Annotated in this window: 21 protein-coding genes; 7 read left to right on the top strand and 14 right to left on the bottom strand. The window is 65.4% G+C overall.

Features of this window, described 5'->3' with window-relative positions; genetic code table 11:
- Positions 1-159 precede the first annotated feature (159 nt).
- From ACEOAB_RS20555 to ACEOAB_RS20535, 5 genes are all read left to right on the top strand, one after another.
- On the top strand, positions 160-564 hold the full coding sequence (locus ACEOAB_RS20555; RefSeq protein WP_413749914.1) for a VOC family protein: 405 nt from the start codon (positions 160-162) through the stop codon (positions 562-564).
- Positions 565-662: 98 nt separating this feature from the next.
- Complete coding sequence (locus ACEOAB_RS20550) at positions 663-1,286, top strand: DUF2625 domain-containing protein (protein WP_413749915.1); 624 nt, start codon at positions 663-665, stop codon at positions 1,284-1,286.
- An 86-nt stretch (positions 1,287-1,372) separates the two neighbouring features.
- Complete coding sequence (locus tag ACEOAB_RS20545) at positions 1,373-1,630, top strand: hypothetical protein (RefSeq protein WP_413749916.1); 258 nt, start codon at positions 1,373-1,375, stop codon at positions 1,628-1,630.
- Positions 1,631-1,695: 65 nt separating this feature from the next.
- Complete coding sequence (locus tag ACEOAB_RS20540) at positions 1,696-2,070, top strand: hypothetical protein (RefSeq protein ID WP_413749917.1); 375 nt, start codon at positions 1,696-1,698, stop codon at positions 2,068-2,070.
- Positions 2,071-2,128: 58 nt separating this feature from the next.
- Positions 2,129-2,650: a phosphatase domain-containing putative toxin gene (locus ACEOAB_RS20535; RefSeq protein ID WP_495653080.1), complete on the top strand. Its 522-nt coding sequence runs from the start codon at positions 2,129-2,131 to the stop codon at positions 2,648-2,650.
- A 469-nt stretch (positions 2,651-3,119) separates the two neighbouring features.
- On the opposite strand, the gene ACEOAB_RS20530 is transcribed toward ACEOAB_RS20535, so the two are convergent.
- The 9 genes from ACEOAB_RS20530 to ACEOAB_RS20490 all read right to left on the bottom strand — a co-directional run bounded on the left by ACEOAB_RS20530 (position 3,120) and on the right by ACEOAB_RS20490 (position 13,504).
- Positions 3,120-4,010, bottom strand: a complete 891-nt coding sequence (locus ACEOAB_RS20530) for an NAD(P)-dependent oxidoreductase (RefSeq protein WP_413749920.1) — start codon at positions 4,008-4,010, stop codon at positions 3,120-3,122.
- Between the two features lie 7 nt (positions 4,011-4,017).
- Positions 4,018-5,466, bottom strand: coding sequence for an aldehyde dehydrogenase family protein (locus ACEOAB_RS20525; protein WP_495653079.1), 1,449 nt, complete (start codon positions 5,464-5,466; stop codon positions 4,018-4,020).
- Positions 5,467-5,488: 22 nt separating this feature from the next.
- Positions 5,489-6,892 (bottom strand): amidase, encoded by a 1,404-nt coding sequence (locus ACEOAB_RS20520; protein ID WP_413749922.1) that lies wholly within the window; start codon positions 6,890-6,892, stop codon positions 5,489-5,491.
- 4 nt (positions 6,893-6,896) lie between these two features.
- A complete protein-coding gene (locus tag ACEOAB_RS20515; RefSeq protein WP_413749923.1) occupies positions 6,897-8,390 on the bottom strand; it encodes an ABC transporter substrate-binding protein in 1,494 nt (497 codons plus the stop codon).
- A 50-nt stretch (positions 8,391-8,440) separates the two neighbouring features.
- Positions 8,441-9,262: an ATP-binding cassette domain-containing protein gene (locus tag ACEOAB_RS20510; protein WP_495653078.1), complete on the bottom strand. Its 822-nt coding sequence runs from the start codon at positions 9,260-9,262 to the stop codon at positions 8,441-8,443.
- A complete protein-coding gene (locus tag ACEOAB_RS20505; RefSeq protein WP_413751339.1) occupies positions 9,259-10,254 on the bottom strand; it encodes an ABC transporter ATP-binding protein in 996 nt (331 codons plus the stop codon). Before ACEOAB_RS20505 ends, ACEOAB_RS20510 begins: the two co-directional genes overlap by 4 nt.
- A gap of 5 nt (positions 10,255-10,259) precedes the next feature.
- A complete protein-coding gene (locus tag ACEOAB_RS20500; protein WP_413751340.1) occupies positions 10,260-11,141 on the bottom strand; it encodes an ABC transporter permease in 882 nt (293 codons plus the stop codon).
- Positions 11,138-12,088 carry an ABC transporter permease gene (locus ACEOAB_RS20495; protein WP_056593294.1) on the bottom strand — a complete coding sequence of 317 codons (951 nt, stop codon included), beginning with the start codon at positions 12,086-12,088 and terminating at the stop codon, positions 11,138-11,140. The genes ACEOAB_RS20500 and ACEOAB_RS20495 overlap by 4 nt, the downstream gene beginning before the upstream one ends.
- 333 nt (positions 12,089-12,421) lie before the next feature.
- The gene (locus ACEOAB_RS20490) at positions 12,422-13,504 is read right to left on the bottom strand and encodes a tartrate dehydrogenase (protein ID WP_413749508.1); all 1,083 of its coding nucleotides are present in this window, start codon (positions 13,502-13,504) and stop codon (positions 12,422-12,424) included.
- Between the two features lie 311 nt (positions 13,505-13,815).
- Between ACEOAB_RS20490 and ACEOAB_RS20485 the strand changes: the two genes are divergently transcribed.
- The gene (locus tag ACEOAB_RS20485; protein ID WP_413749509.1) at positions 13,816-14,673 is read left to right on the top strand and encodes an aldo/keto reductase; all 858 of its coding nucleotides are present in this window, start codon (positions 13,816-13,818) and stop codon (positions 14,671-14,673) included.
- Positions 14,674-14,689: 16 nt separating this feature from the next.
- Here ACEOAB_RS20485 and ACEOAB_RS20480 read toward each other — a convergent pair whose 3' ends face one another.
- From ACEOAB_RS20480 to ACEOAB_RS20470, 3 genes are all read right to left on the bottom strand, one after another.
- Complete coding sequence (locus ACEOAB_RS20480; RefSeq protein WP_413749510.1) at positions 14,690-16,186, bottom strand: nucleobase:cation symporter-2 family protein; 1,497 nt, start codon at positions 16,184-16,186, stop codon at positions 14,690-14,692.
- Between the two features lie 148 nt (positions 16,187-16,334).
- The gene (locus tag ACEOAB_RS20475; protein ID WP_413749511.1) at positions 16,335-17,591 is read right to left on the bottom strand and encodes an alpha/beta hydrolase family protein; all 1,257 of its coding nucleotides are present in this window, start codon (positions 17,589-17,591) and stop codon (positions 16,335-16,337) included.
- Between the two features lie 10 nt (positions 17,592-17,601).
- A complete protein-coding gene (locus ACEOAB_RS20470) occupies positions 17,602-18,651 on the bottom strand; it encodes an SDR family oxidoreductase (protein ID WP_413749512.1) in 1,050 nt (349 codons plus the stop codon).
- Between the two features lie 149 nt (positions 18,652-18,800).
- Here ACEOAB_RS20470 and ACEOAB_RS20465 point away from each other — a divergent pair, with 149 nt between their 5' ends.
- Positions 18,801-19,499 carry a TetR/AcrR family transcriptional regulator gene (locus tag ACEOAB_RS20465; protein WP_413749513.1) on the top strand — a complete coding sequence of 233 codons (699 nt, stop codon included), beginning with the start codon at positions 18,801-18,803 and terminating at the stop codon, positions 19,497-19,499.
- 53 nt (positions 19,500-19,552) lie between these two features.
- Here ACEOAB_RS20465 and ACEOAB_RS20460 read toward each other — a convergent pair whose 3' ends face one another.
- Together ACEOAB_RS20460 and ACEOAB_RS20455 are read right to left on the bottom strand one after the other, a co-directional pair.
- Positions 19,553-20,308: a GntR family transcriptional regulator gene (locus ACEOAB_RS20460; RefSeq protein ID WP_495653077.1), complete on the bottom strand. Its 756-nt coding sequence runs from the start codon at positions 20,306-20,308 to the stop codon at positions 19,553-19,555.
- A 14-nt stretch (positions 20,309-20,322) separates the two neighbouring features.
- Positions 20,323-21,063, bottom strand: coding sequence for an aspartate/glutamate racemase family protein (locus tag ACEOAB_RS20455; RefSeq protein WP_413749514.1), 741 nt, complete (start codon positions 21,061-21,063; stop codon positions 20,323-20,325).
- Positions 21,064-21,067: the final 4 nt, after the last annotated feature.

The raw sequence follows: 21,067 nt of genomic DNA, 5'->3' as shown, positions 1-21,067 counted from the left end.
TGATTGACTTAGGATTCAGCGCAACACGCCGCTTCTGAGCGTCCGCTATTTGGCAATAGCGAGGATCGCTTGGGGCCCTTTCGCGACGGTAGCGCGACCGGCTACAGTCGGCCACAAGCGGACGTTTGGAGCTACCCTCCAATCTCTAGAGGAGCCAATGTGTTTTCTCATATCTTTGTGAGCGTCAGTGACTTCGAGCGTGCCTTGCGCTTCCACAGTGCGGTGATGGAAAGCCTTGGTGTGCAGTTACGCTTCTGCGAGCGAGGCAAGCCCTGGGCTGGCTGGCACAGCGAAAATAGCACGCGCCCATTCTTCGTCATTTGCAAACCTTACGACGGACGACCGCACAGTCCTGGAAATGGGCAGATGATTGCCTTCGAGGCAGCCAACAGAGAGGTGGTCCGAACGGCATATCAAGCCGCCTTGGAGAACGGTGGCACCAGCGAAGGTGCTCCAGGGCTTCGCCCGCAATACCACGCCCAATACTATGGCGCCTACTTTCGCGACCCTGACGGAAACAAGTTCTGCGTTGCGTGTCATGCCTCGGTGTCTGAAGACGCATGAAGGTGCGTCGGCGAACGGACCGGCCGGCTGCAGTCGGCTACAACCGGACGTTCACCTGTGCGGCTGAATTCCTAGAACTAGACGTTGAGGGATGAAAATTGCGTTCGCTAAATGAGCTTGTGGAAGTCGAAGAGCCAGCGTTGCCCCTGGTTGAGGAGTGGGCTGCGAATGCCGAACTGCCCGTCGAGATACTGCCCCCTTCCTCACACTGCAATGATGTCCTCGTCGAATTGCAAGTGACCACTCGGTCCGTCCTGGGCGCCATCACCCATGGGACGGGCGGCATCCTGGTAGACGGTGGATGGCTAAGAATGCTTGGCTCTGGGCATCAAAGACTGACCCGCAACATAGCGACGTGGAACAGCGGGCGGTCTAACGGGTTTTGTCTTGTGGCGGACGATGCCGTTGGTGGTTTTTTTGCGCTTAATGGTGGCGCATTCGGCGACGACCGAGGTTCGGTGTACTACTTTGCGCCCGAGACCCTCAAGTGGGAGAGCTTGGGGGTTGGTCACGCCGCATTCACGCAGTGGGCATTCACCAAGCGGCTTCATACCTTCTATGCTGGCATGCGCTGGGCCGGCTGGGAGGAAGAGGTCGAGAAGCTTCCGGGAGATCAGTGCTTTAATTTCTATCCATTCCTGTGCAGCGAGCAGGGGTCGACGCAGACCAGCTCGAGACGCCCCGTCCCTGTAGCCGAGCAGTACGCCTTCAACACGGCATAGCGGCAACTTCCAAGCCATTTCGGTGTGGCAGGATGCGGCCAGAACCAGCCACTCAGCCATCCCTGCAAATCACTTCGGAAAAGAACATGATCTTCCTAGCAATTACGCCCAGCGGCCTGAAGGACGCACTGCGTGAAGCGGCAAGATCTGGTGCCACAGTTTGGTGCGGTGCAGATGCTGTCTCAGAAGAAGACTTCGACACTTTAAAAGTGGGAGGCCTGACGCGCTTCGACTACCAATTGGAGTCGCGCGATCCGCTCGTATTGGCTGACGCGCTCGATACCGTCCACCAGCACCACCCGGATGAGGTCGTCTGGGTCGAAGCTGCGGCTGCCAAACGCTGACGCCATCCGGCTACAACCAGTCATTTGCTGCAAGGGCACAATCGGGGCAAGAGCGGAGAGTCACTATGGACGAAGTAGAAGCGCTGTCGAAGACCATCGAGATGGGACGTCCACGCTGGGGCGCTATCCTACCGACCTTCTGGTGGGATCTTGAAGACAAGGAATGGCACGTGACTTTTGACTCTGAAGTGACGTTCCGATTTCGCCAGAGCGACGGCCAATTTGTTGACGATACCAATGGTTTGGATGCGGTGACTGCCTTTCGCATAGCCAGAAATCATGCCCTGCGAGAAGAGGTGCGATGGGCTCCTGCTTTTTCTATCAGCCGAAAGACTGGCGAATGGCACGTCGGTGCTCGGCAATCACAACTCGGCGGCCAGATATCCATCGTCGTTGGTGATGATGGCTCTATAAAGTCGATGTCTGTCAACCCCAAATAGGAGCAGTTGGCGGCCAGAAGCGGCTGACCCCCGAGATGGACCGGTTCCCTACAACACGTTGAAACGTCTATTCATGTTTGAGCCGTCGCTTCGCTGGGTTAGTGGCATTAATCCTCATCGCTTAGCCCTAATGCCGCGTCCACGTGGTGGTGAATGGCTCCGTGAAGAGGTCGAAGCATGGCGCGGCGCAAAAGTCGGATGGGTCGTCTCTCTGCTCGAGTCTCATGAGGTTCGCGAACTGGAGCTTGAGTCGGAAGCCTCTCTGTGTTCCGAATACGGCATTGAGTTCCGGTCCTTCCCCATTGCCGACCGCGGCACACCGGCATCGACACGCGAGCTATCCGTCTTGCTTAGTCAATTGCACTCCGAGCTTGTGCAAGGCGAAGCAGTCGCCATCCATTGCCGCGCAGGTATCGGTCGCACTGGATTGGTAGCTGGCTGTCTGCTTCATTTGCTTGGCGTACCTGGCAAGGACATCTTTCACGTGCTCAGCCGCTCTCGCGGCGTGGCCGTTCCTGACACTGTGGAGCAGGCCGAGTGGGTTGAGAGGTTCGCGCGTGCACACCCCAAGGCGATTTAGCCGTATAGCTGGCCGGCTGATTTCCTCCGCGACGAACTTCCGCTTTGGAGAAAGCCGTACAGCCGCTTCGGTTAAGGGTTGTCCAACACCTGCCCATGTGAGAGGACGACGCCGAGCATGAGGACGGCTTGAGGGCAGGTGTTGGACAACCCTTAACCGAAGCGAGCATTGAACGCAGTCATGCCAGTGTCGACCGTGGCCGACGCCGGGCCCTTCGGAGTTCTGCTTGTCCAGTGCCCGTCTCTCACAAAAGCTCAGTGGTGCGCCCGAGCATGTCCACCTGCAATCCGCCGCAGCGCTCGAACCGCCAACGCCACAGCCGCGCTCATCGTGCGCAGGGCATCGGGTGCTCCCCGCAGCGAAATAAAGGAGGAGGCCGCAGGCCGGGGGACATTCGCGGAGGGGAGTACCCGGTGCCCTGTGCACGCGCCCCGAACAACGGCGCCACAAAGAGCAAGAGCAAAAAGAATCAGCGCAGCGCTTCGACCAGATCGAGCACCATCCGGTCCGGCCCGAATTTCTCGACACCCTGGGTCAGCAGCGCATCTACAGCCTGCGCAATGCCATGGCTGGAAGACGACTGCTCCGCCATGTCGTTGTAGTACCCGAGATCCTTCTTGGCATTGGCCATCGAGAACTTCAACGAGTCGGTGCTGCCCGTCAGCAGCTTGGGCTTGACGCGTTCCAGCGCCACGCCGTTGCCGCCGCCTTTGGCGAGCACATCCACGAACACATCCGGCGCCACGCCCGCGCGCTGCGCGCAGGCAGCCGCTTCGCACAGCAGCGCGACCGTGCCGAGCGACACGAAGTTGTGCAGCAGCTTCATCGCATGACCGGCGCCGATGCCGCCCACGTGCGTGACGTTCTCGGCAAAGCAGCGCAGCAGCGGCAGGCACGAAGCCAGCACCTCGGCGTCGCCACCCACCAGCAGGTTCAGCCGGCCCTCGGCGGCTTCCTTCGCGGTGCGCGTCATGGGCGCGTCGATGAACCTGCCGCCCTTGGCGCCCACCGCTTGCGCCACATTCGCGGTGGAGGCGGGCACGGCCGTCGAGCAGTCGATCACCACCGTGCCGGGACGCAGGGCAGTCAATGCACCCTTGTCGCCGAGCATCACCGCCTCTACCTGCGGCGTGCCGGTGACGCAGAGGATCAGCACGTCGACTTGCGCGGCCAGCGCGGCTACGTCCTTCACCGAGGTGGCGCCGGCCTTCAGCAGGCCGTCGATCGGCTGGTTGCCCGCGTGTTCCAGCACGGTCAGCTGGTGGCCGTGCTTGACGATGTTGCTTGCGATGCCGTGGCCCATCAGGCCGACGCCGACGAGGCCGACTTTGCGTGGGGCTTGCTGTTCAGTGGTGGTCATGAATTGTTCATCCGTGCTTGATGGCGATGGTCTTGAGGGTCGTGAATCCGAGCAGGGCCTCGAAGCCCTTCTCGCGGCCGAAGCCACTCGATTTCACGCCGCCGAAAGGCAGTTCTACACCACCCGCCGCACCGTAATTGTTCACGAAGACCTGCCCGCAATGCAGCTTGTGCGCCATGCGCAGCTGGCGCGCGCCGTCGCGCGTCCACACGCCGGCCACCAGGCCGAAGTCCGTGCCGTTGGCCAGGCGCACCGCCTCGGCCTCGTCGGCGAAGGGTGTCACGGCCAGCACGGGGCCGAAGACCTCGCGCTGCGCCAGGTCGCTGTCGTGCGGCACGTCGCGGAACAGCACGGCCTCCTGGTAGAAGCCGGTGGCTGATGCGTTGGGCGACACCGCGCCGCGTGCCGCCACCTTCAGGCCGCTGGCCTCGGCGGTCGCGACCATGTCGCGCACCTGGCGAAACTGCTTCTCGTTGATGAGCGGACCCATGTCCAGGTCTTCGGCGGGCGTGCCTGCGCGAACGGCCGCGAAGCGCTTCGCGAGGCGCTGCACCACCTCTTCGTACACCGACTGCTCCACCAGCACGCGGCTGCCCGCCGAGCAGGTCTGGCCGGCGTTCTGGATGATGGCGTTGAGCAGCACCGGCTCGGCCGCGTCGAGGTCGGCGTCGGCGAACACGATCTGCGGCGACTTGCCGCCCAGCTCCAGCGTCACCGGGCAATGGCGCTCGGCCGCGGCCAGGCCCACGCTGCGGCCCGTCATCGTCGAGCCGGTGAACGAGATGTGGTCGATGCCCGGGTGCGCGCACAGTGCCGCGCCGGCTTCCTTGCCGTAGCCCGTCACCACGTTGAGCGCGCCGGCCGGAAAGCCCACCTCGGTCGCGATCTCGGCCAGGCGCAGCAGCGACAGGCTCGCGTCTTCTGCCGGCTTCACCACGCAGGCGTTGCCCGCCGCGAGCGATGCGCCCACGCTGCGGCCCGCGATCTGCATCGGGTAGTTCCAGGGAATGATGTGCCCCGTCACGCCGTGCGGGATGCGCACGGTCAGCACGGTGTAGCCGCGCTCGTAGGGCAGGGTGTCGCCATGCAGCTTGTCGCAGGCGCCGGCGTAGTACTCGAAGTAGCGGGCCAGCGCGGTCGCGTCGTTGCGCGCCACGCGCAGCGCCTTGCCGGTGTCGCGCGCTTCCAGCTGGGCCAGCTCCTCGTGGTGTTCCAAGACGGCGGCACCGAGCTTGGCGAGCAGGCGGCCGCGCTGCAGCGCGGTCATGCCGCCCCAGGGGCCGTCGAAGTTCTCGCCCATGGCCTGGCGTGCGGCGCGCACGGCGGTGTCGACGTCGGCAGCCGTGCCGCGCGCGATCTCGCCGAATTTCTGGCCGTCGCTCGGGTCGATCACGTCGATGGTGGCGTTGCCTTCGGACGGTACGTGGCGGCCGTCGATGTAGTGGGTGGCGTTCATGAGGTTGTCTCCTTGCGGCCGATCACTTGGGTTCGGGCCAGGGGTGTTGGGCTTCGCGGATCTGCTCGAAGGCGCGGCTGAACTGCAGCACGCCCAGGTCGTCGAAGCGGCGCCCGGCGATCTGCAGGCCGATGGGCAAGCCCTCGGCTGAATAGCCGCAGTTGATCGAAGCAGCAGGCTGCTCCGACATGTTGTAGGGCACCGTGAAGCCGATGTGCTCCAGCGGCAGCATCGGGTCGTTGGTCGGCGAGGCGTGGTCCGCGGGCGCGGGCATGTTGGGCGACACGGGCGAGATCACGAAGTCGTAGGCCTTGGTGGCAGCGACGGTGGCCGCGCGCGTGGCGACGAACTGGCTGTAGGCGTCGAAGATGTGCGCGCCCGAAAAGCCGGCGGCACTCTCGGCCCACTCGCGGATGTACGGCAGGATCTTCGCGCGCTTTTCCGCAGCCATCGCCTGCATGTCGATGCACGAGCGCATGCGCCAGAAGTGGTCCATGCCCTGCAGCATCTTCGGCGTCATGAAGGCACCGATTTCCTCCACATGCGCGCCGGCCGCCTCGATGCGCTTCGCGGCGCGGCGCACGGCCTCGGCAATCCGCGGATCGAGCGGCAGGCCGCAACCCGCGTCCATGTGCAGCGCCACGCGCTTGCTCTTGAGGAACGACGGGTCGACCTCGAAGGCGCTCCAGTCGATCGCCGGTGGCGGTAGTTCCGAGTAATCGCGGTCGTCGGGCTGCGCGATCGACGCCATCATCAGCGCCGAGTCGGCCACCGTGCGCGTCATCGGCCCGGCGCAGCGGCCCATGTAGGGCGTGCTCAGCGGAATGCGGCCGAAGCTGGGCTTGAGCGTGTAGATGCCGCACCAGCTCGCCGGCAGGCGCAGCGAGCCGCCGATGTCGGTGCCCACGTGCAGCGGGCCGTAGCCGGCGGCAGCCGCCGCACCCGCACCTGCGCTGGAGCCACCGGGCGTGCGCGACAGGTCCCACGGGTTGCGCGAGAGCTCATGAAAGCTCGACAGGCCCGACGACAGCATGCCCAGGTCGGGCATGGTGGTCTTGGCGACCAGCACCGTGCCGTCTTCCTTCAGGCGCGCGGCGGGTGGCGAGTCTTGCAGCATCGGCACGAGGTCGTAGGCCGCGGTGCCCAGCGGCATCGGGTCGCCTTCGGTCGCGAGGTTGTCCTTGATGGTCACGGGCACGCCGTCGAGCGTGCCGCGCGGCTGGCCGGCCAGCCAGCGTGCTTCGGAGGCGCGCGCCTGTTCGAGCGCCAGTTCGGGGCGAAACAGCCACGTGGCATGCAGCTCGGGCTCGTACGCGGCGATGCGCTCGTTGACCGAGCGTGCCACTTCGACCGGCGAGAGTTCCTTGGCGGCGTAAGCTGCATGCAGCTCCTGCACGCTCAGGGAATACAAGGGCTTGGTCGTCATCGCATCAGCTCCACGAGATCGCGGCCAGGTCGTTCACGACGATCGGCATGCTCGGCCACAGGCCCTTCACTTCCTTGCGCGCGATGGTCGGGAACACCGCCTGGTACAGGAAGCCGTTGACCGCGTCGGTGGCCAGCTCGCGCTGCGCCTCGGCCAGCAGGTCGGCGCGGCGCTTCTTGTTCTCTTCGTTCTGGATGGCGGCGAACAGGTCGCGGAACTTCTTCGAGTCGTAGCCCCAGTAGTAGTCGGGCTCGGTGTACTTCACGAGGTCGAAGGGCTCCACGTGCGCGACCATCGTCAGGTCGAAGTCGTGCGCACCGCCGAAGGTGCCGCTGAGCCACTGGGCCCATTCGACGTTCTGGATCTTCACGTTGATGCCGACCTGCGCGAGCTGGGCTGCAATCATCTCGCCGCCTTGCCGCGCATACGAGGGCGGGGGCAGCTGCAGGCGCAGTTCGAGCGGCGTCTTCACGCCGGCCTCGGCCAGCAGCTTCTTCGCCTTCTCTACGTCGTAGGGGTTCAACGCCGTGGTGTCGATGAAGCCTGGCGCGCCGAGCGCGTAGTGGCTGCCGATGGGCTTGCCGAAGCCATCTGCCGCGCCCTGGACGATCGCGTTGCGGTCGATGGCCGCCAGGATCGCCCGGCGCACGCGCACGTCGTCCAGCGGCTTCTTGCGGTTGTTGATGGTGAGGATCACCTTGCCGCGCGTACCGACCTCGATCACCTGGAAGCGCGGGTTGCCCTTGAACTGGCTCACCGAGCGCGTGCCGGCGCGCGGGAAGATGTCGATGTCGTTCGACAGCAGCGCGGCGGTCTGCGCGGCGGTGTCCGACATGAAGCGGAAAACGAACTTCTCGGTCTTCGCGAGGTTCGGGTCGCGGTACGTTGGCGACTTCACCAGCGTGCACGAGGCGCCGCGCTGCCAGGCGCTCAACTTGTACGGGCCGGTGCCCACCGGCGCGGTGGCGTTGGTCTCGGCGCTCTTGGGCTCCACGATGCAGGCGGTCGACTGGCCGAGCATGAAAGGCAGGTCCGGGTTGGGCAGCGTGCTGTTCACGCCGACCATGTACTCGTCGAGCACCACGGTGCCGATCTCGCTGAAGAAGCGCTTGTCCTTGTTGGTGCTCTTGGCGCCGCCCGCGCGGTCGAACGAGAACTTCACGACCGATGCGTTGAAGGGCTGGCCGTTCTCGAAGCGCACGCCCTTGCGCAGCTTGAAGACGAAGGTCTTCATGTCGGGCGACGAGGTCCAGCTCTCGGCCAGCATCGGCGTGACCGAGCCGTCGGCGTTCACCTTGGTGAGCGTCTCGAAGATGTTGTACTGCGTGATCTCCGCGATGGCCGATGCGGCGCCGGTCGTCGGGTCCAGGCCCGGCGGTTCGAGCGGCATGCCGATCGTCAGCGTGTTCTTGCCGGCCTGCGCGCGCGCCTGGGGCAGGAAGACACCCGGGATTGCCGCGGCCATGGCGGAAGTCATGAGTGTGCGTCGCTTCAACATTCGGTAGTTCCTGGAGGTGAGGGTGGTGGAAAGAAAGAACGACTGCCCGGCTAGCGGGACGGCGTGTGCAGAACGGCGGAAAGCAGGGTGCGCGTGTACTCGTGCTGCGCGTGCCGGAACAGGTCGGCCGGGCGACCTCGCTCGACGATGCGGCCCTTGAAGACCACGCACACTTCATCGCACAGGTGGTTGACCACCGCGAGGTCGTGGCTGATGAGCAGGTAGCTGATGCCGAACTGCTGCTGCAGGTCCTGCATGAGGTTGAGCACCTGGGCCTGCACCGACACATCGAGCGCGCTGACGGGCTCGTCGGCCACGATGAGCTTGGGCCGCGTGATGAGAGCGCGCGCGATCGCTATGCGCTGGCGCTGGCCGCCCGAGAACTCGTGCGGGTACTTGTCCATGTCGGTGGTGCGCAGGCCGACTGCGGCGAGCGCTTCGGAGGCACGCTCGCGCTGCACGGCGCGGCTCGTTTCGGCCAGCGCCTCGAGCGGCTCGGCGACGATGCGCGCGACGGTCTGGCGCGGGTCGAGCGAGCCGTAGGGGTCCTGGAACACCATCTGGAAATCGCGCCGCGCGGTGCGCAGCTCGGCTTTCGGCAGCGTGTGCAGGTCGCGGCCTTCGAGGCGTACGCTGCCCGAAGTCGGCGTGTCCAGCGCCATCACGAGGCGCGCGATGGTCGACTTGCCCGAGCCCGATTCGCCCACGATGCCGACGCTCTTGCCGGCGCGCACCTCGAAGCTCACGCCATTGAGCGCCTTCACGGTCGGCGGCGGGCCGAAGAGCTTTTCGCGCGGCAGCGCGTAGTGGCGGTAGAGGTTGCTCACGGCCAGCAAGGGCTGGCCGGCGGTGGTGCTGGGTGGCTGGCTCATGCGGTGGCCGCCCTGGCGTTCGACGCGGCGATCTCGCCCAGCCGCAGGCAGCTCACGGCATGGTCGTTCGGCAGCATCGTGGCGCGTGGCCGCGTGCTCTGGCAGAGGTCGATGCTATGGGCGCAGCGGCCCGCGAAGGCGCAGCCCCGGGGCATGTCGACCAGCTCGGGCACGCTGCCCTGGATGGTCGGCAGCCGGCCTGCGCGCACCGCGCCAATGGCGGGGCGCGCCGCGAACAGGCCGCGCGTGTAGGGATGGGCGCGACCGGCAAAGACCACGTCCGTCGGGCCGCTCTCGACCGCGCTGCCGCCATACATCACGAGCATGCGCTGCACGCTGTTGGAAATCACGCCGAGGTCGTGCGAGATCAGGATCAGCGCCATGCCCATTTCCTTGACCAGGCCCTGGATCAGGTCGAGCACCTGCTTCTGGATGGTGACGTCGAGCGCGGTGGTCGGTTCGTCGGCAATCAGCAGGTCGGGCCCGCAAGCGAGCGCCATCGCGATGCCGATGCGCTGGCGCTGGCCGCCGGAGAATTGGTGCGGATAGGCGTCGAGGCGCGAGGCCGCGTCGGGAATGCCCACGCGGTCGAGCAGGTTCAACGCCTCCTTGCGGGCCTGTTCCTTGGTCAGGCCGCGGTGCAGCCGCAGCGGCTCGCCGACCTGGCGCGCGATGGTGTGCACCGGGTTCAGCGCCGTCATCGGCTCCTGGAAGATCATGCCGATGCGGTTGCCGCGGATATGGCACATCTGCTTCTCGGGCAGGCCGACGAGTTCCTTCCCATCGAGCTTGATGCTGCCTGCGACCTTGGCGCTCGACGGCAGCAGGCCCATGAGCGACATCACGGTGATCGACTTGCCGCAGCCCGATTCGCCGACGATGCCCAGCGTTTCGCCGCGCTCCAGCGAGAACGAAATGCCGCGCACGGCCTGCGCCGGCCCGCGCTGGGTCTGCAGGCCTATCTGGAGGTTGTTGACTTCGAGGAGGGGCATGGCGCTTACCGGGCTCTGGCCAGGCGCGGGTCGAGCAAGTCGCGCAACCCGTCGCCCAGGAGGTTCAGCCCGAGCACAGCGAAGGCGATCGCCATGCCGGGGAAGACGGCCAGCAGCGGCTGCTGGAACATGAGGGTCTGCGCCTCGCTGAGCATGCGGCCCCACGAAGGCTGCGGTGGCTGCGTGCCCAGGCCCAGGTAGGAGAGGGCGGCCTCGGCCAGGATGGCGATGGCGAAGCGGATCGTGATCTGAACGATCAGCACGGCCGAGATGTTCGGCAGCACATGCTGCATCGTGATCGCGAAACTGCCCTTGCCGCAGGCGCGCGCGGCGGCCACGTACTCGCGCGACCAGATGGCGTTGGCCGAGGCGCGCGTGATGCGCGCGAAGGTCGGGATGTTGTAGATGCCGATGGCCACGATGGCATTCACGATGCCCGCGCCGAACACGGCGGTCATCATGATGGCCGAGAGGATCGCGGGAAAGGCCAGCGTGAAATCCGACAGCCGCATCACTGCTTCCTCGACCCAGCCGCGCTTTGCGGCGGCCAGCAGGCCCAGCGCCGTACCGACCACAAGGCCGATGCCGACCGCGATCACGCCGACAAGGATCGACGCGCGCGCGCCGACCAGCAGCAGTGAAGCCACGTCGCGCCCGAACGCGTCGGTTCCGAGCCAATGCGATGCGGAGGGCGCCTGCATCTTGTTCGCCATGTCCATCGCATACGGCGACCACGGCGTCCACACGAACGAGACCAGGGCGGCGACGAGCAGCAGCGCGGCCAGCACGCCGCCGATGACGAAGCTGCGGTGTTTCAGCGCGCGGCGCCAGAAGCCGGGGAGCTTGATGAGCGGCGCAGCACTTGGGGCGGTGATGACGGAGCTCATATGTCGCTGGCCTTGATGCGCGGATCGATCACTGCGTACAGCACGTCGACCACGAAGTTCACGATCACCACCATGGCCGCCAGCAGCATCACGCAGTTGCGCACCACGATCAGGTCGCGGTTGCTGATGGCTTGGAAGATCAGGCGGCCCAGGCCCGGCAGGTAGAACACGTTCTCCACCACGATGGTGCCGGCCAGCAGCTCGGAGAACTGCATGCCCATGACCGTGATGACCGGGATCATGGCGTTGCGCAGCACGTGGGTCCACAGCACGGCACGCTGTGAGACACCCTTGGCGCGCGCCGTGCGCACGAAGTCCTCGCGCATCACCTCCAGCACTGCCGAACGCGTGATGCGCGCGAGGATCGCGGCCTGCACCACCGCCAGCGACAGCGCAGGCAGCAGCAGCGACTTGATGCCCGCGAAGAAGCCCTCGCCCCAGCCCTCGAAGCCGCCAGCGGAGAACCACTGCAGCTGCACCGAGAACACGAGGATCAGCAGGATGGCGAACCAGAAGTTCGGGATCGCGATGCCGACCTGGGCCATGCCCATCAGCCCGACGTCGCCGAGCTTGTTGTGGCGTGCGGCAGCCGTCACGCCCACCAGCAGCGCGATGACGACGGTCAGGGCCATCGCCATCATGGCCAGCGGCACGGTGAGCGCGAGGCGTTCGAGGATCAGGTCGAGCACGGGCGAGCTGTAGGCGTAGCTGTCGCCGAGGTTGCCGGTCAGCAGGCCGCCGATCCAGTGCCAGTAGCGCGTCCATGCGGGCTGGTCGAGACCGAGCTTGGTGGCCAGGGCGGCGACGGCTTCGGGCGAGGCGTCCGGCCCCATGAGCATCTGCGCTGCGTTGCCCGGAAGAATTTCCAGAACGAGGAACACGATGACCGAGGCGCCGATCAGCGTGCCGATCAGCGTCAGCGTGCGCTTGAGCAGGAAGAGGCCCATGTCAGTGACTCCGCTGCGTGGTGTTGTGTTGCGGTGTGTTCGGGGTGCGTGCACAGGCCACCGGGTACTCCCCTCCGCGAATGTCCCCCGGCCTGCGGCCTCCTCCTTTATTTCGCTGCGGGGAGCACCCGGTGTCCTGTGCACGAGGGCACGCTCTGGGTGCACGGCTGATCAACGACTGCTCTGTCCAACGCTCACGCCGACGGGGTGCCTTGCGCAGCGAAATAAAGGAGGAGGCCGAAGGCCGGAGGACATTCGCGGAGCAAGGTACCCCGTCGGCGTGAGCGCACCCCGAACGACGCACCCCGTACCGACCCCTGGCTTCCAGATGCGTCATGCAGAAATGCACTCGGCAATCGCGCGGCCCACGTCCATGGTGTTGGCCGTGCCGCCCATGTCGCGGGTGCGCGGACCTTCGCTCAGTACAGTCTCGATGGCCGACAGCACGGCGGCGGAAGCCTGCGCGTAGACGGGATCGTCGCCGCCGAGGTGGTCCAGCATCAATGCGGCCGACCAGATCTGGCCGATGGGATTGGCGATGCCCTTGCCTGCGATGTCGGGCGCCGAGCCATGCACGGGCTCGAACAGCGACGGGAACTTGCGCTCGGGGTTCAGGTTGGCCGAGGGCGCGATGCCGATGGTGCCGGTGCAGGCCGGGCCCAGGTCGGACAGGATGTCGCCGAAGAGGTTGGAGGCCACGACCACGTCGAACCAGTCGGGGTGCTGCACGAAGTGCGCGCAGAGGATGTCGATGTGGAACTTGTTCGTCGCCACGTCGGGGTAGCGCGTGGCGATCTCGGCCAGGCGTTCGTCCCAGTAGGGCATGGTGATCGAGATGCCGTTTGACTTGGTGGCGGCCGTCAGGCTCTTGCGCTTGCGGCGGCTGGCGAGCTTGAACGCGTAGTCGATGATGCGGTCCACGCCGGTGCGGGTGAACACGGCTTCCTGGATCGCCATTTCGCGCGGCGTGCCTTCGAACAGGCGGCCGCCCACGGAGGTGTATTCGCCCTCGGTGTTCTCGCGCACCACCAGGAAGTCGATGTCGCCGGGCTTGCGGTGCGCCAGCGGCCCGGGCACGCCGGGCATCAGGCGCACGGGGCGCAGGTTGACGTACTGGTCGAAGTCGCGGCGGATCTTGATGAGCAGGCCCCACACGGCGATGTGGTCGGGCACCTTGTCGGGGGCGCCCACCGCGCCGAAGTAGATGGCGTCGTGGCCCTGGATCTTGTCGGCCCAGTCGGCCGGCATCATCAGGCCGGTGCGCACGTAGTGATCGGAACCCCAGTCGAAATGGTCGTAGGAGAAGTCGATGCCGAAGCGGCGACCCACCGCGTCGAGCACGCGCAACCCTTCGGGCATGACCTCGACGCCGATGCCGTCTCCGGGAATGACGGCAATCCTGTGCTTCTTCTGCATTGACTCAACCTGTTCCAAGTTCGTTGCGTTCGGGGGCCGGCGCCTGCGACGCTGGGCTGTTGAAAAATTCTAGGAGCGAGGGGTGGGGGTGCGGTGGGGGTTGGCACTCAAACCGCATTGACAAGATCAGAAGGCGAAGCGTCGAGGTTTCAGAGAGGAGCTCGTCAATCCACTGTCACGGAATCGACTTCGATTTCGAAAAATTAGAAGGCTGGAGGCGCCCTGGGCGAACGCCGTGCTGCTGCACGGAGCACCGGGACAGTCGTCGCCGGAGGGCTGACACGGCCTTGTGTCCCCCGTACCATGGCCCGATGCGAACACTCCAACTTCCCACCGGCGGCGAGATGCCCGTCCTCGGCCTGGGCACATGGCGGATGGGCGAAAACGCGGGTCATCGCGCGGCGGAGGTGAAGGCCGTGCGCGAGGCCATCGCCCTCGGCTACCGGCTCATCGACACCGCCGAGATGTACGGCGAAGGCGGGGCCGAAACGGTGGTGGGCCAGGCCATTGCCGAGGCCCTGCGCGCGGGCGACGCTCGGCGCGAAGAGCTCTTCGTCGTCAGCAAGGTCTATCCGCACAACGCCAGCCGACACGGCACGCGCGACGCGTGCGAGCGCAGCCTGAAGCGGCTGGGCCTCGACGCCATCGACCTCTACCTGCTGCACTGGCGCGGCAGCCATCCGCTGCGCGAGACGGTCGCCGCGATGCAGTCGCTGGCGGCCGACGGGCGCATCGGCCACTGGGGCGTGAGCAACTTCGACACCGACGACATGGAAGAGCTGATGCAGGCCGTGGGCGACGGGCCGGGCTGTGCGGCGAACCAGGTGTACCTGTCGCTCGGCGAGCGCGGCCCCGAGTTCAGCCTGCTGCCCTGGCAGTGCGAACGCGGCATGCCGCTGATGGCCTACAGCCCGATCGACCAGGGGGCGCTGGCCGAAGACGATGGGCTGGGCGAACTGGCCGGCCGGCTCGGCGTGACGGCTGCGCAGCTTGCATTGGCCGCCGTCGTCGCACGGCCCGGCGTGGCCGCGATTCCGAAGGCAGTGCGCAGCGCGCACCTGAAGGAGAACCTGGCCGCCGCCGATCTTCAGCTCGATGCGGCGACCCTGGCCGAGCTGGACCGCCTGCATCCACCGCCGCGGCGCAAGACGCCGCTGGCGATGATCTGAGAAGAAGAAAGACGGATCAGTGCGCCTCGGCCTGCTTGGCCGCGGCGATCACAGCCTGCTCGTCGTGCTTCGCGCCGTTGAGGAACAGGTTGAGCAGCACGGCCGCAATCGACGCCAGCAGAATGCCCGACTCGATCAGCGAGTGGATCGCGTGCGGCATCCATTGCTTGAAGTTGGGTGCGATCAGCGGAATCATGCCCACGCCGATAGCCACCGCGACGATCATCGCGTTGTGGCGGTTGGTCTTGAAGTCCACGCCCGAGAGGATGCGGATGCCCGTGGCCGCCACCATGCCGAACATCACGAGGCCCGCGCCGCCGAGCACCACGGTGGGTAGCGATTCGACCAGCGCGGCCATTTTCGGCAGCAGGCCCAGCACGATCAGGATCGCGCCGCCGGCCACGCACACGTAGCGGCTCTTGATGCCCGTGACGGCCACGAGGCCCACGTTCTGCGAGAAGCTGGTGTACGGGAAGGTGTTGAAGATGCCGCCGATCAGCGTGCCCAGGCCGTCGGTGCGCAGGCCGCGCGCCAGGTCCTTCTGGCTGATCTTGCGGTCGGTCATTTCACCGAGCGCGAGGAACATGCCGGTCGATTCGATCATCACCACGATCATGATCAGCGTCATGGTGAGGATCAGGATCGGGTCGAACTGCGGCATGCCGAAGTGAAAGGGCAGCACCACGTCCACCCACGCGGCCTTGCCCACCTTCTCATAGGTCATGAGGCCGGTGACCGAGGCCACCACCGCACCGATCACGATGCCCAGCAGCACCGAGATGTTGGCGATGAAACCCTTGGCGTACTTGACGATCAGCAGGATCGACACGAGCACCAGCGCAGCCACGCCGAAGCCAGAGAGGTCCGCGTACTTGGGGTTGGGCACGGTGGGCATGATCGCAAAGCCCTTGGGCACCGCGGGAATGGAGCTGCCGGGCGAGGTGACCTCGGCCAGCCACTTCGCATACACCGGGTCGACCAGCGCGGGCGCCGTCGGGCCCACGGGGTTGCCGAAGATCCAGTTGATGCCCACGCGCATCAGGCTGATGCCGATGACCGTGATGATGGTGCCCGTGACCACCGGCGGAAAGAAGCGCAGCATGCGGCTCACCAGCGGCGCGATCAGTATCGACACCACACCCGCGCCGATGATGGCGCCGAACAGCAGCTGCGCGCCGTTCTGGCCCGGGTTGGCGTTGGCGATGGCGACCATTGGCGCCACCGACGCGAAGGTCACGCCCATCATCACGGGCAGCTTGATGCCGAAGAACTGCGTGGCACCCAGCGCCTGGATCAGCGTGGCGATACCGCAGCAGAACAGGTCGGCCGAGATCAGCAGCGCGACCTCGTCGGGCGAGAGCTTGAGCGCTCGGCCGACGATGAGCGGCACCGCGACCGCGCCCGCATACATCACCAGCACGTGCTGCAGGCCTAGGGCCGCGAGCTTGCCTGAAGGCAGGCGCTGGTCCACGGGATGGACTGTTGGAACAGTGGAAGAGGTCTCGGCCGTCATCGTGTATCTCCTGGCGCAGCAAGGGGAGAGAGGCGTGAACGGCGCGGTGTTCCGTGGCGTCCACCTAGTGTGTACGCCAAACTGTATACAATTTATGCGGCAATCCGGATGCAGGAAAACCCGCATCGCGGGCGCCGGGCGAAGACGATCAGTTTTCCAATTTCAGCCGCCGCATGAGCCAGTTCGCGGTGAACTCGAAGTGCTCTCGCATGTTCGACTCCGCCGTGTGGCCATCATCCCCAAATACCAGTTGCGTCACATTGAAGCCAAGAGCCGCAAGAGATGCAGGTTCATCTCTGGAGACGAGGTCTTCGCGGGCGCCGTTCACCATGAGAATGGGTTTGTGCAACTGCACCGCGGTTGGCATCTTCAATTGACGTGAGAGTTGGAAGGCCTCGTAGTATTCGCACATCGCCTGACGAGGCGTCGTCTGCGGATTCATGTTGGCAAACACGGTGTAGGGCGCGACGATCCATGCAGGCGCTGTCTTGCAATGCGCTTGTCCGAAGCTCGAGTCGCTGGGGCCGCCTATGTTGACGATCGCTTTGTAGAAGTCGTTCTTAAGCCCGCCAAGCGTTCCCAAGTAGCCCCCCATGCTCCAGCCGTACACGGCCACTCGGCTTGCGTCCAGATCGCTGCGGGTCTTGATGTAGTCCGCAACCGCGTCGAGCATCGCGGAGGACTCCGGACGGAATCCCAACTGGTTCTCCCCGGTGTCCGGATTTTCCACAATGAGGGTTGCGAACCCGCGGCCCATGAAGTAGTCGCTGTGCCGGATCATCTCCGTCTTCAGGTTGTCGAGGCCGCCGAGAACGACCAGCACCGGCAGCTTTTCGTTGCTGCCGCGTCGTGCCGACGGGGCTCGGAGGTAGCCAATGAATTCTTTCTCTCCGGTCTTGAACGTGATCCGCTGGAACGGTTTTCCCAGGACCGCGTAGGCTCGTTCGGTCGCCTGCAGATCCGCAGTGGGGGCACGCTTGGGCAGCCGATTCATCCGCAGATAGAAGGCGGCCTTCTTGTATTCGGCCGATGCGGCTGCGCTGTCGCCCCGCTCTTCGGCCACGCGGGCTCGTTCCAGATGCACCTGGGCGGGCTTGCTGAATGTCGCTTGCCAGGCTGCCTGCGACGGCCCGGCATGTTCCGGCAGCGTTCCAACGACGTCGTCGAACGTGCTTGCTTCGATGCCGGCATCCTCGAGCCACCAACAGATGTTGAATTTGAACGAAGGATGCATGCGAGCGATGCCTCCCGGGTACTCCGCCTGTCCTTTCCTGCAGAACTCGGCCATGCTGTCCGCCGCCCTGAGCGAGGGGATGCCCTGCGCCGCGGATTCGTGCGGCGCTGCCGCGACAAGAAGGACGGCTCCGAAGGCCGTCAAAAGTTTCAAGATCGATTTGTTCGTCACGGTCTTTCCTTTATTGGGGCGACGCACTGGGCAGCCAGCCATTGCCGCGGTACCAGGCGACCGTATCGGCAACGGTTTGCTCGATCGGGCGAAACTTCAGTTGAAGCTTCTGCTCGCTCTTCGTGTGGTTGAAATGACTGCGCCCCGCCTCCTTGCGCATCAGCCGCACCGTCGCCAGGCTGAGCAGGATGGGCTTGCCGCTGATCCGCGCGTAGAGCTCCTGTGCCGCCGCCAGGAGATACAGGAGCGGGAAGGGCAAGTTGCGTGTCGGCGTCTTGATGCCCGCGATCTTCCCCAGCAAGGGCACCAATTCCTGCATCGTCATGTGGCGGCCGGCAGCCAGATAGCGTTCGCCGCGCTGCCCGTGCTCCGCGGCCGAAATCTGCGCCCTCGCTACATCGCGGGCATCGACAACGGAAAAGCTTCCAGGCAGCAACCCAGGCAATTTCCCAAGCACCACATCGTTGACAAATTGCCCTGACGAGGTGGGGCCGATATCGGCTGGCCCCCACATCCACCCTGGCAAGACAAAGCTCGCGTGCATGTCCGGGTGCGCTGCAAGAAAGGCCGACACGACTTGATCGGCCAGTATCTTGCTGCGGTAGTAGTCGTCGTCGGCATCTGCCAGGTCACGCAGACAGGTCTCGTCGATGGGCATGCCCGGCTCGCCATTCAGCACCGCGATGGATGAGGTCTGAACGAAGCGCCGGATGCCGGCGTCGTATGCCCGCTCGATGAGCTGCTGCGTGCCGTCCACATTGATGCGTTTGAGCTCTTCCCAGTGGCTGCCGCCCTTGAAGTTGTCCCGGAAGAAGGCGGCGGTGTGGAACACCACGTCGCATCCTTGCAGTGCCCTGGAGAAAGCGGGTACATCCGCCATGTCGCCCAGCACCAATTCGACGCCTTTCACCCCCGCAAACTGCTGCTGACCTTTGGTCTTCGAGCGGGCGAGGGCCTTGACGGAGACCCCGCGCGCGACCAGCTCGCGCACAAGGTTGTTGCCGAGAAGGCCGGTGGCGCCGGTGACAAACGCGAACCTCGGGCTCTTGGGTTTTTCCATATCGATTGAGTTTCAAAGATCAAGTGAGCTTTGAATGTATCTTCGGCATTTTGAAATATCAAGTGATATCTGAGGCGGTGTGCAGCCTTGCCTACGGAAGCACGCGACCGCCGGTCGATATCCAAAGTTCATGTGATATCTTTTGAGGCATGAGTCCCACGACAGCAAGAAGGCGCCTGACCCGTGAGGAAAGCCGGGCGCAGACTCGCGAGCGTCTGATCGACACCGCGCAGCACCTGTTCGTGTCGAACGGCTATGGGGGCGCGTCGATCCGCGACATCGCGGACAAGGCGGGCTACTCCCAAGGCGCCTTCTATTCGAACTTCTCGAGCAAGGAAGACGTCCTGCTGGAGTTGCTGCGACGGCACATGGAAGCGGAAGCGACGCAGCTTTCCACGGTCTTGGGCAACGACGCGCAACAGCCCGAACAGATGCTGGCCGAACTGGAAGCCTGGGCTTCCACGCTCAATCACGATGCCGACTGGTGCATGCTTTCCATCGAACTGCAGTTGCATGCCAACCGCAGCCCGACGTTCGCTGCGGAGTACCGGAAGGTGTGGGACAAACACCGCTCCGAGATCGGCGGCGTGATCGGCCTGTTGTTCGACAAGCTCGGGCGCTCGCCCCCTGCCGCACCGGACGAACTGGCCGCGGCCTTCATGGCACTCTCGCATGGGCTGGCACTGCAGCGGATGAGCACGCGCCCGGATCCCTCGGGCCGGCTGATCATGGTGTTCCTGCGCGGACTAATCGCAAGTGCGGAATGCCGGGGAACTGCAGCTGTCGCACCGGCCGACTCCTCTTCGCGCGCGCCTAAGAAGCACGCTGCGAAGAAAGCTCGGCGCTGAATCGCACCCGGGTGCCCAGGGCACCTTCGAGGTGTCTGTCCTGCTGACCCTTCCTAGGCGAGCAGCGCCTTCACCAGATCGAGCTGCCGGTCGGGCTTCTCGGTGCCCAGTTCGAGGCTCGCCTCGATGCGCTCCAGATGGTCATTCATGCTCTTCACGGCGGCCTCGGCATCGCCCTTGCGGCACAGGCGCAGGAAATCGGCGTGCTCGTCCGACGAGCAGTGCGGGTCGTTCGACGAGTGGTACAGCATGGCGATCAGCGAGCTGCGCGCCACCAGTTCGCGCACCAGCTCGGCCAGCGTGCGGTTGCCCGTGGCCTCGGCCAGCGCCACATGGAAGTCGCCCAGCAGCTTCTCGCGCACGGTGCCCGTGGTGGTGGTCTGGCGCAGCGCTGTGCGTTCGAACTTGATGTGCTGCTCCAGCACTTGGTAGTCGCGCGTCCGTGCGGCCGCGACGAACAGGCGCACCACCTCGCTTTCGAGAATGCGGCGCACCGCGAACACCTCGCGGGCCTCTTCCACCGTCGGCTGGCAGACGAACGCGCCCTTGTCGGGAATCATCTCGATGAGCTTGTCCTTCGACAGCATCAGCAATGCGGCGCGCACCTTGGTGCGGCTCACCGAATAGACCCGGCCCAGCGCCTCTTCTCGCAGCCAGGTGCCGGGCGGCAGGCGCTTCTCGACGATCGCGGTGGCGATGTCGTTGGCGATGCTTTCGATGGAGCTATTCTTGTCGGCTGCGGCCGCGCCGTTCTCGGCTGGAACGGCGATGGCGGGGGGTACGGAAGATTTGGAACTGGCGCGGGGCATGCGCGGATTGTGGCCTAGCTCGAAAGCGTAAAGCCTTCCAGTGCGCCAACGATGGGCTTGGGCAAGGGCTTCGCCAGCTCCCCGCGCTTGCTGGTGCGCAGCTTCAGGGCGACGAGCGACTCGATGAGCTTGGTGCCCGCGGCCACGCCGTCGATCACGGGCACGCCGAGCACTTGCTCGATGTGCGCGCACAGGTCGGTCATGCCGGCGCAGCCCAGCACGATGCAGTCGGAGCCGTCTTTCTCGAGTGCGCGCCGGCATTCGTCGACGATGCGTTCGCGCGCACGCGAGCCGGGCTCCTCGAGTTCGAGCACCGGCAGCTCGCAGGCGCGCACGTTGGCGCAAAAGCGCTCCATGCCGTAGATCTCGGCCAGGTGCCAGGCCTGGCCCATGGTGCGGCCCAGCGTCGTCACTACGCTGAAGCGGCTGCCCACCATGCTGGCCAGGTGCATCGCGGCTTCGGCGATGCCCACCACCGGTCCGCGCGCCAGTTCGCGCGCGGCCTTCAGGCCCGGGTCGCCGAAGCAGGCGATCACGTAGCCGTCGATGTCGCCCTCGCGTTCGCCCGCCGCGATCTCCTGCAGCAGGCCCGGCACGGCCAGCGCCTCGTCGTAGTGACTCTCGATGGAGACCGGCCCCATGGCCGGGCTCACGGCGACGATCTCGGTGCCGGAGTGCGCCACCGCGCGGGCGCAGGCACCGATCTTCTCGGTCATGCTCCAGGTGGTGTTGGGGTTGATGATCTTGATGCGCACGGCG

Source organism: Variovorax sp. Varisp53 (genome assembly GCF_059491555.1).
This window is presented reverse-complemented; position numbering and strand designations above follow the sequence as displayed.

Coding starts and splice junctions, on each gene's coding strand:
- ACEOAB_RS20520 (WP_413749922.1), bottom strand. CDS start 6,892: ATGACGACCAAGCCCTTGTATTCCCTGAGCGTGCAGGAGCTGCATGCA.
- ACEOAB_RS20490 (WP_413749508.1), bottom strand. CDS start 13,504: ATGCAGAAGAAGCACAGGATTGCCGTCATTCCCGGAGACGGCATCGGC.
- ACEOAB_RS20540 (WP_413749917.1), top strand. CDS start 1,696: ATGGACGAAGTAGAAGCGCTGTCGAAGACCATCGAGATGGGACGTCCA.
- ACEOAB_RS20515 (WP_413749923.1), bottom strand. CDS start 8,390: ATGTTGAAGCGACGCACACTCATGACTTCCGCCATGGCCGCGGCAATC.
- ACEOAB_RS20500 (WP_413751340.1), bottom strand. CDS start 11,141: ATGAGCTCCGTCATCACCGCCCCAAGTGCTGCGCCGCTCATCAAGCTC.
- ACEOAB_RS20525 (WP_495653079.1), bottom strand. CDS start 5,466: ATGAACGCCACCCACTACATCGACGGCCGCCACGTACCGTCCGAAGGC.
- ACEOAB_RS20485 (WP_413749509.1), top strand. CDS start 13,816: ATGCGAACACTCCAACTTCCCACCGGCGGCGAGATGCCCGTCCTCGGC.
- ACEOAB_RS20495 (WP_056593294.1), bottom strand. CDS start 12,088: ATGGGCCTCTTCCTGCTCAAGCGCACGCTGACGCTGATCGGCACGCTG.
- ACEOAB_RS20530 (WP_413749920.1), bottom strand. CDS start 4,010: ATGACCACCACTGAACAGCAAGCCCCACGCAAAGTCGGCCTCGTCGGC.
- ACEOAB_RS20470 (WP_413749512.1), bottom strand. CDS start 18,651: ATGGAAAAACCCAAGAGCCCGAGGTTCGCGTTTGTCACCGGCGCCACC.
- ACEOAB_RS20460 (WP_495653077.1), bottom strand. CDS start 20,308: ATGCCCCGCGCCAGTTCCAAATCTTCCGTACCCCCCGCCATCGCCGTT.
- ACEOAB_RS20480 (WP_413749510.1), bottom strand. CDS start 16,186: ATGACGGCCGAGACCTCTTCCACTGTTCCAACAGTCCATCCCGTGGAC.
- ACEOAB_RS20545 (WP_413749916.1), top strand. CDS start 1,373: ATGATCTTCCTAGCAATTACGCCCAGCGGCCTGAAGGACGCACTGCGT.
- ACEOAB_RS20510 (WP_495653078.1), bottom strand. CDS start 9,262: ATGAGCCAGCCACCCAGCACCACCGCCGGCCAGCCCTTGCTGGCCGTG.
- ACEOAB_RS20505 (WP_413751339.1), bottom strand. CDS start 10,254: ATGCCCCTCCTCGAAGTCAACAACCTCCAGATAGGCCTGCAGACCCAG.
- ACEOAB_RS20465 (WP_413749513.1), top strand. CDS start 18,801: ATGAGTCCCACGACAGCAAGAAGGCGCCTGACCCGTGAGGAAAGCCGG.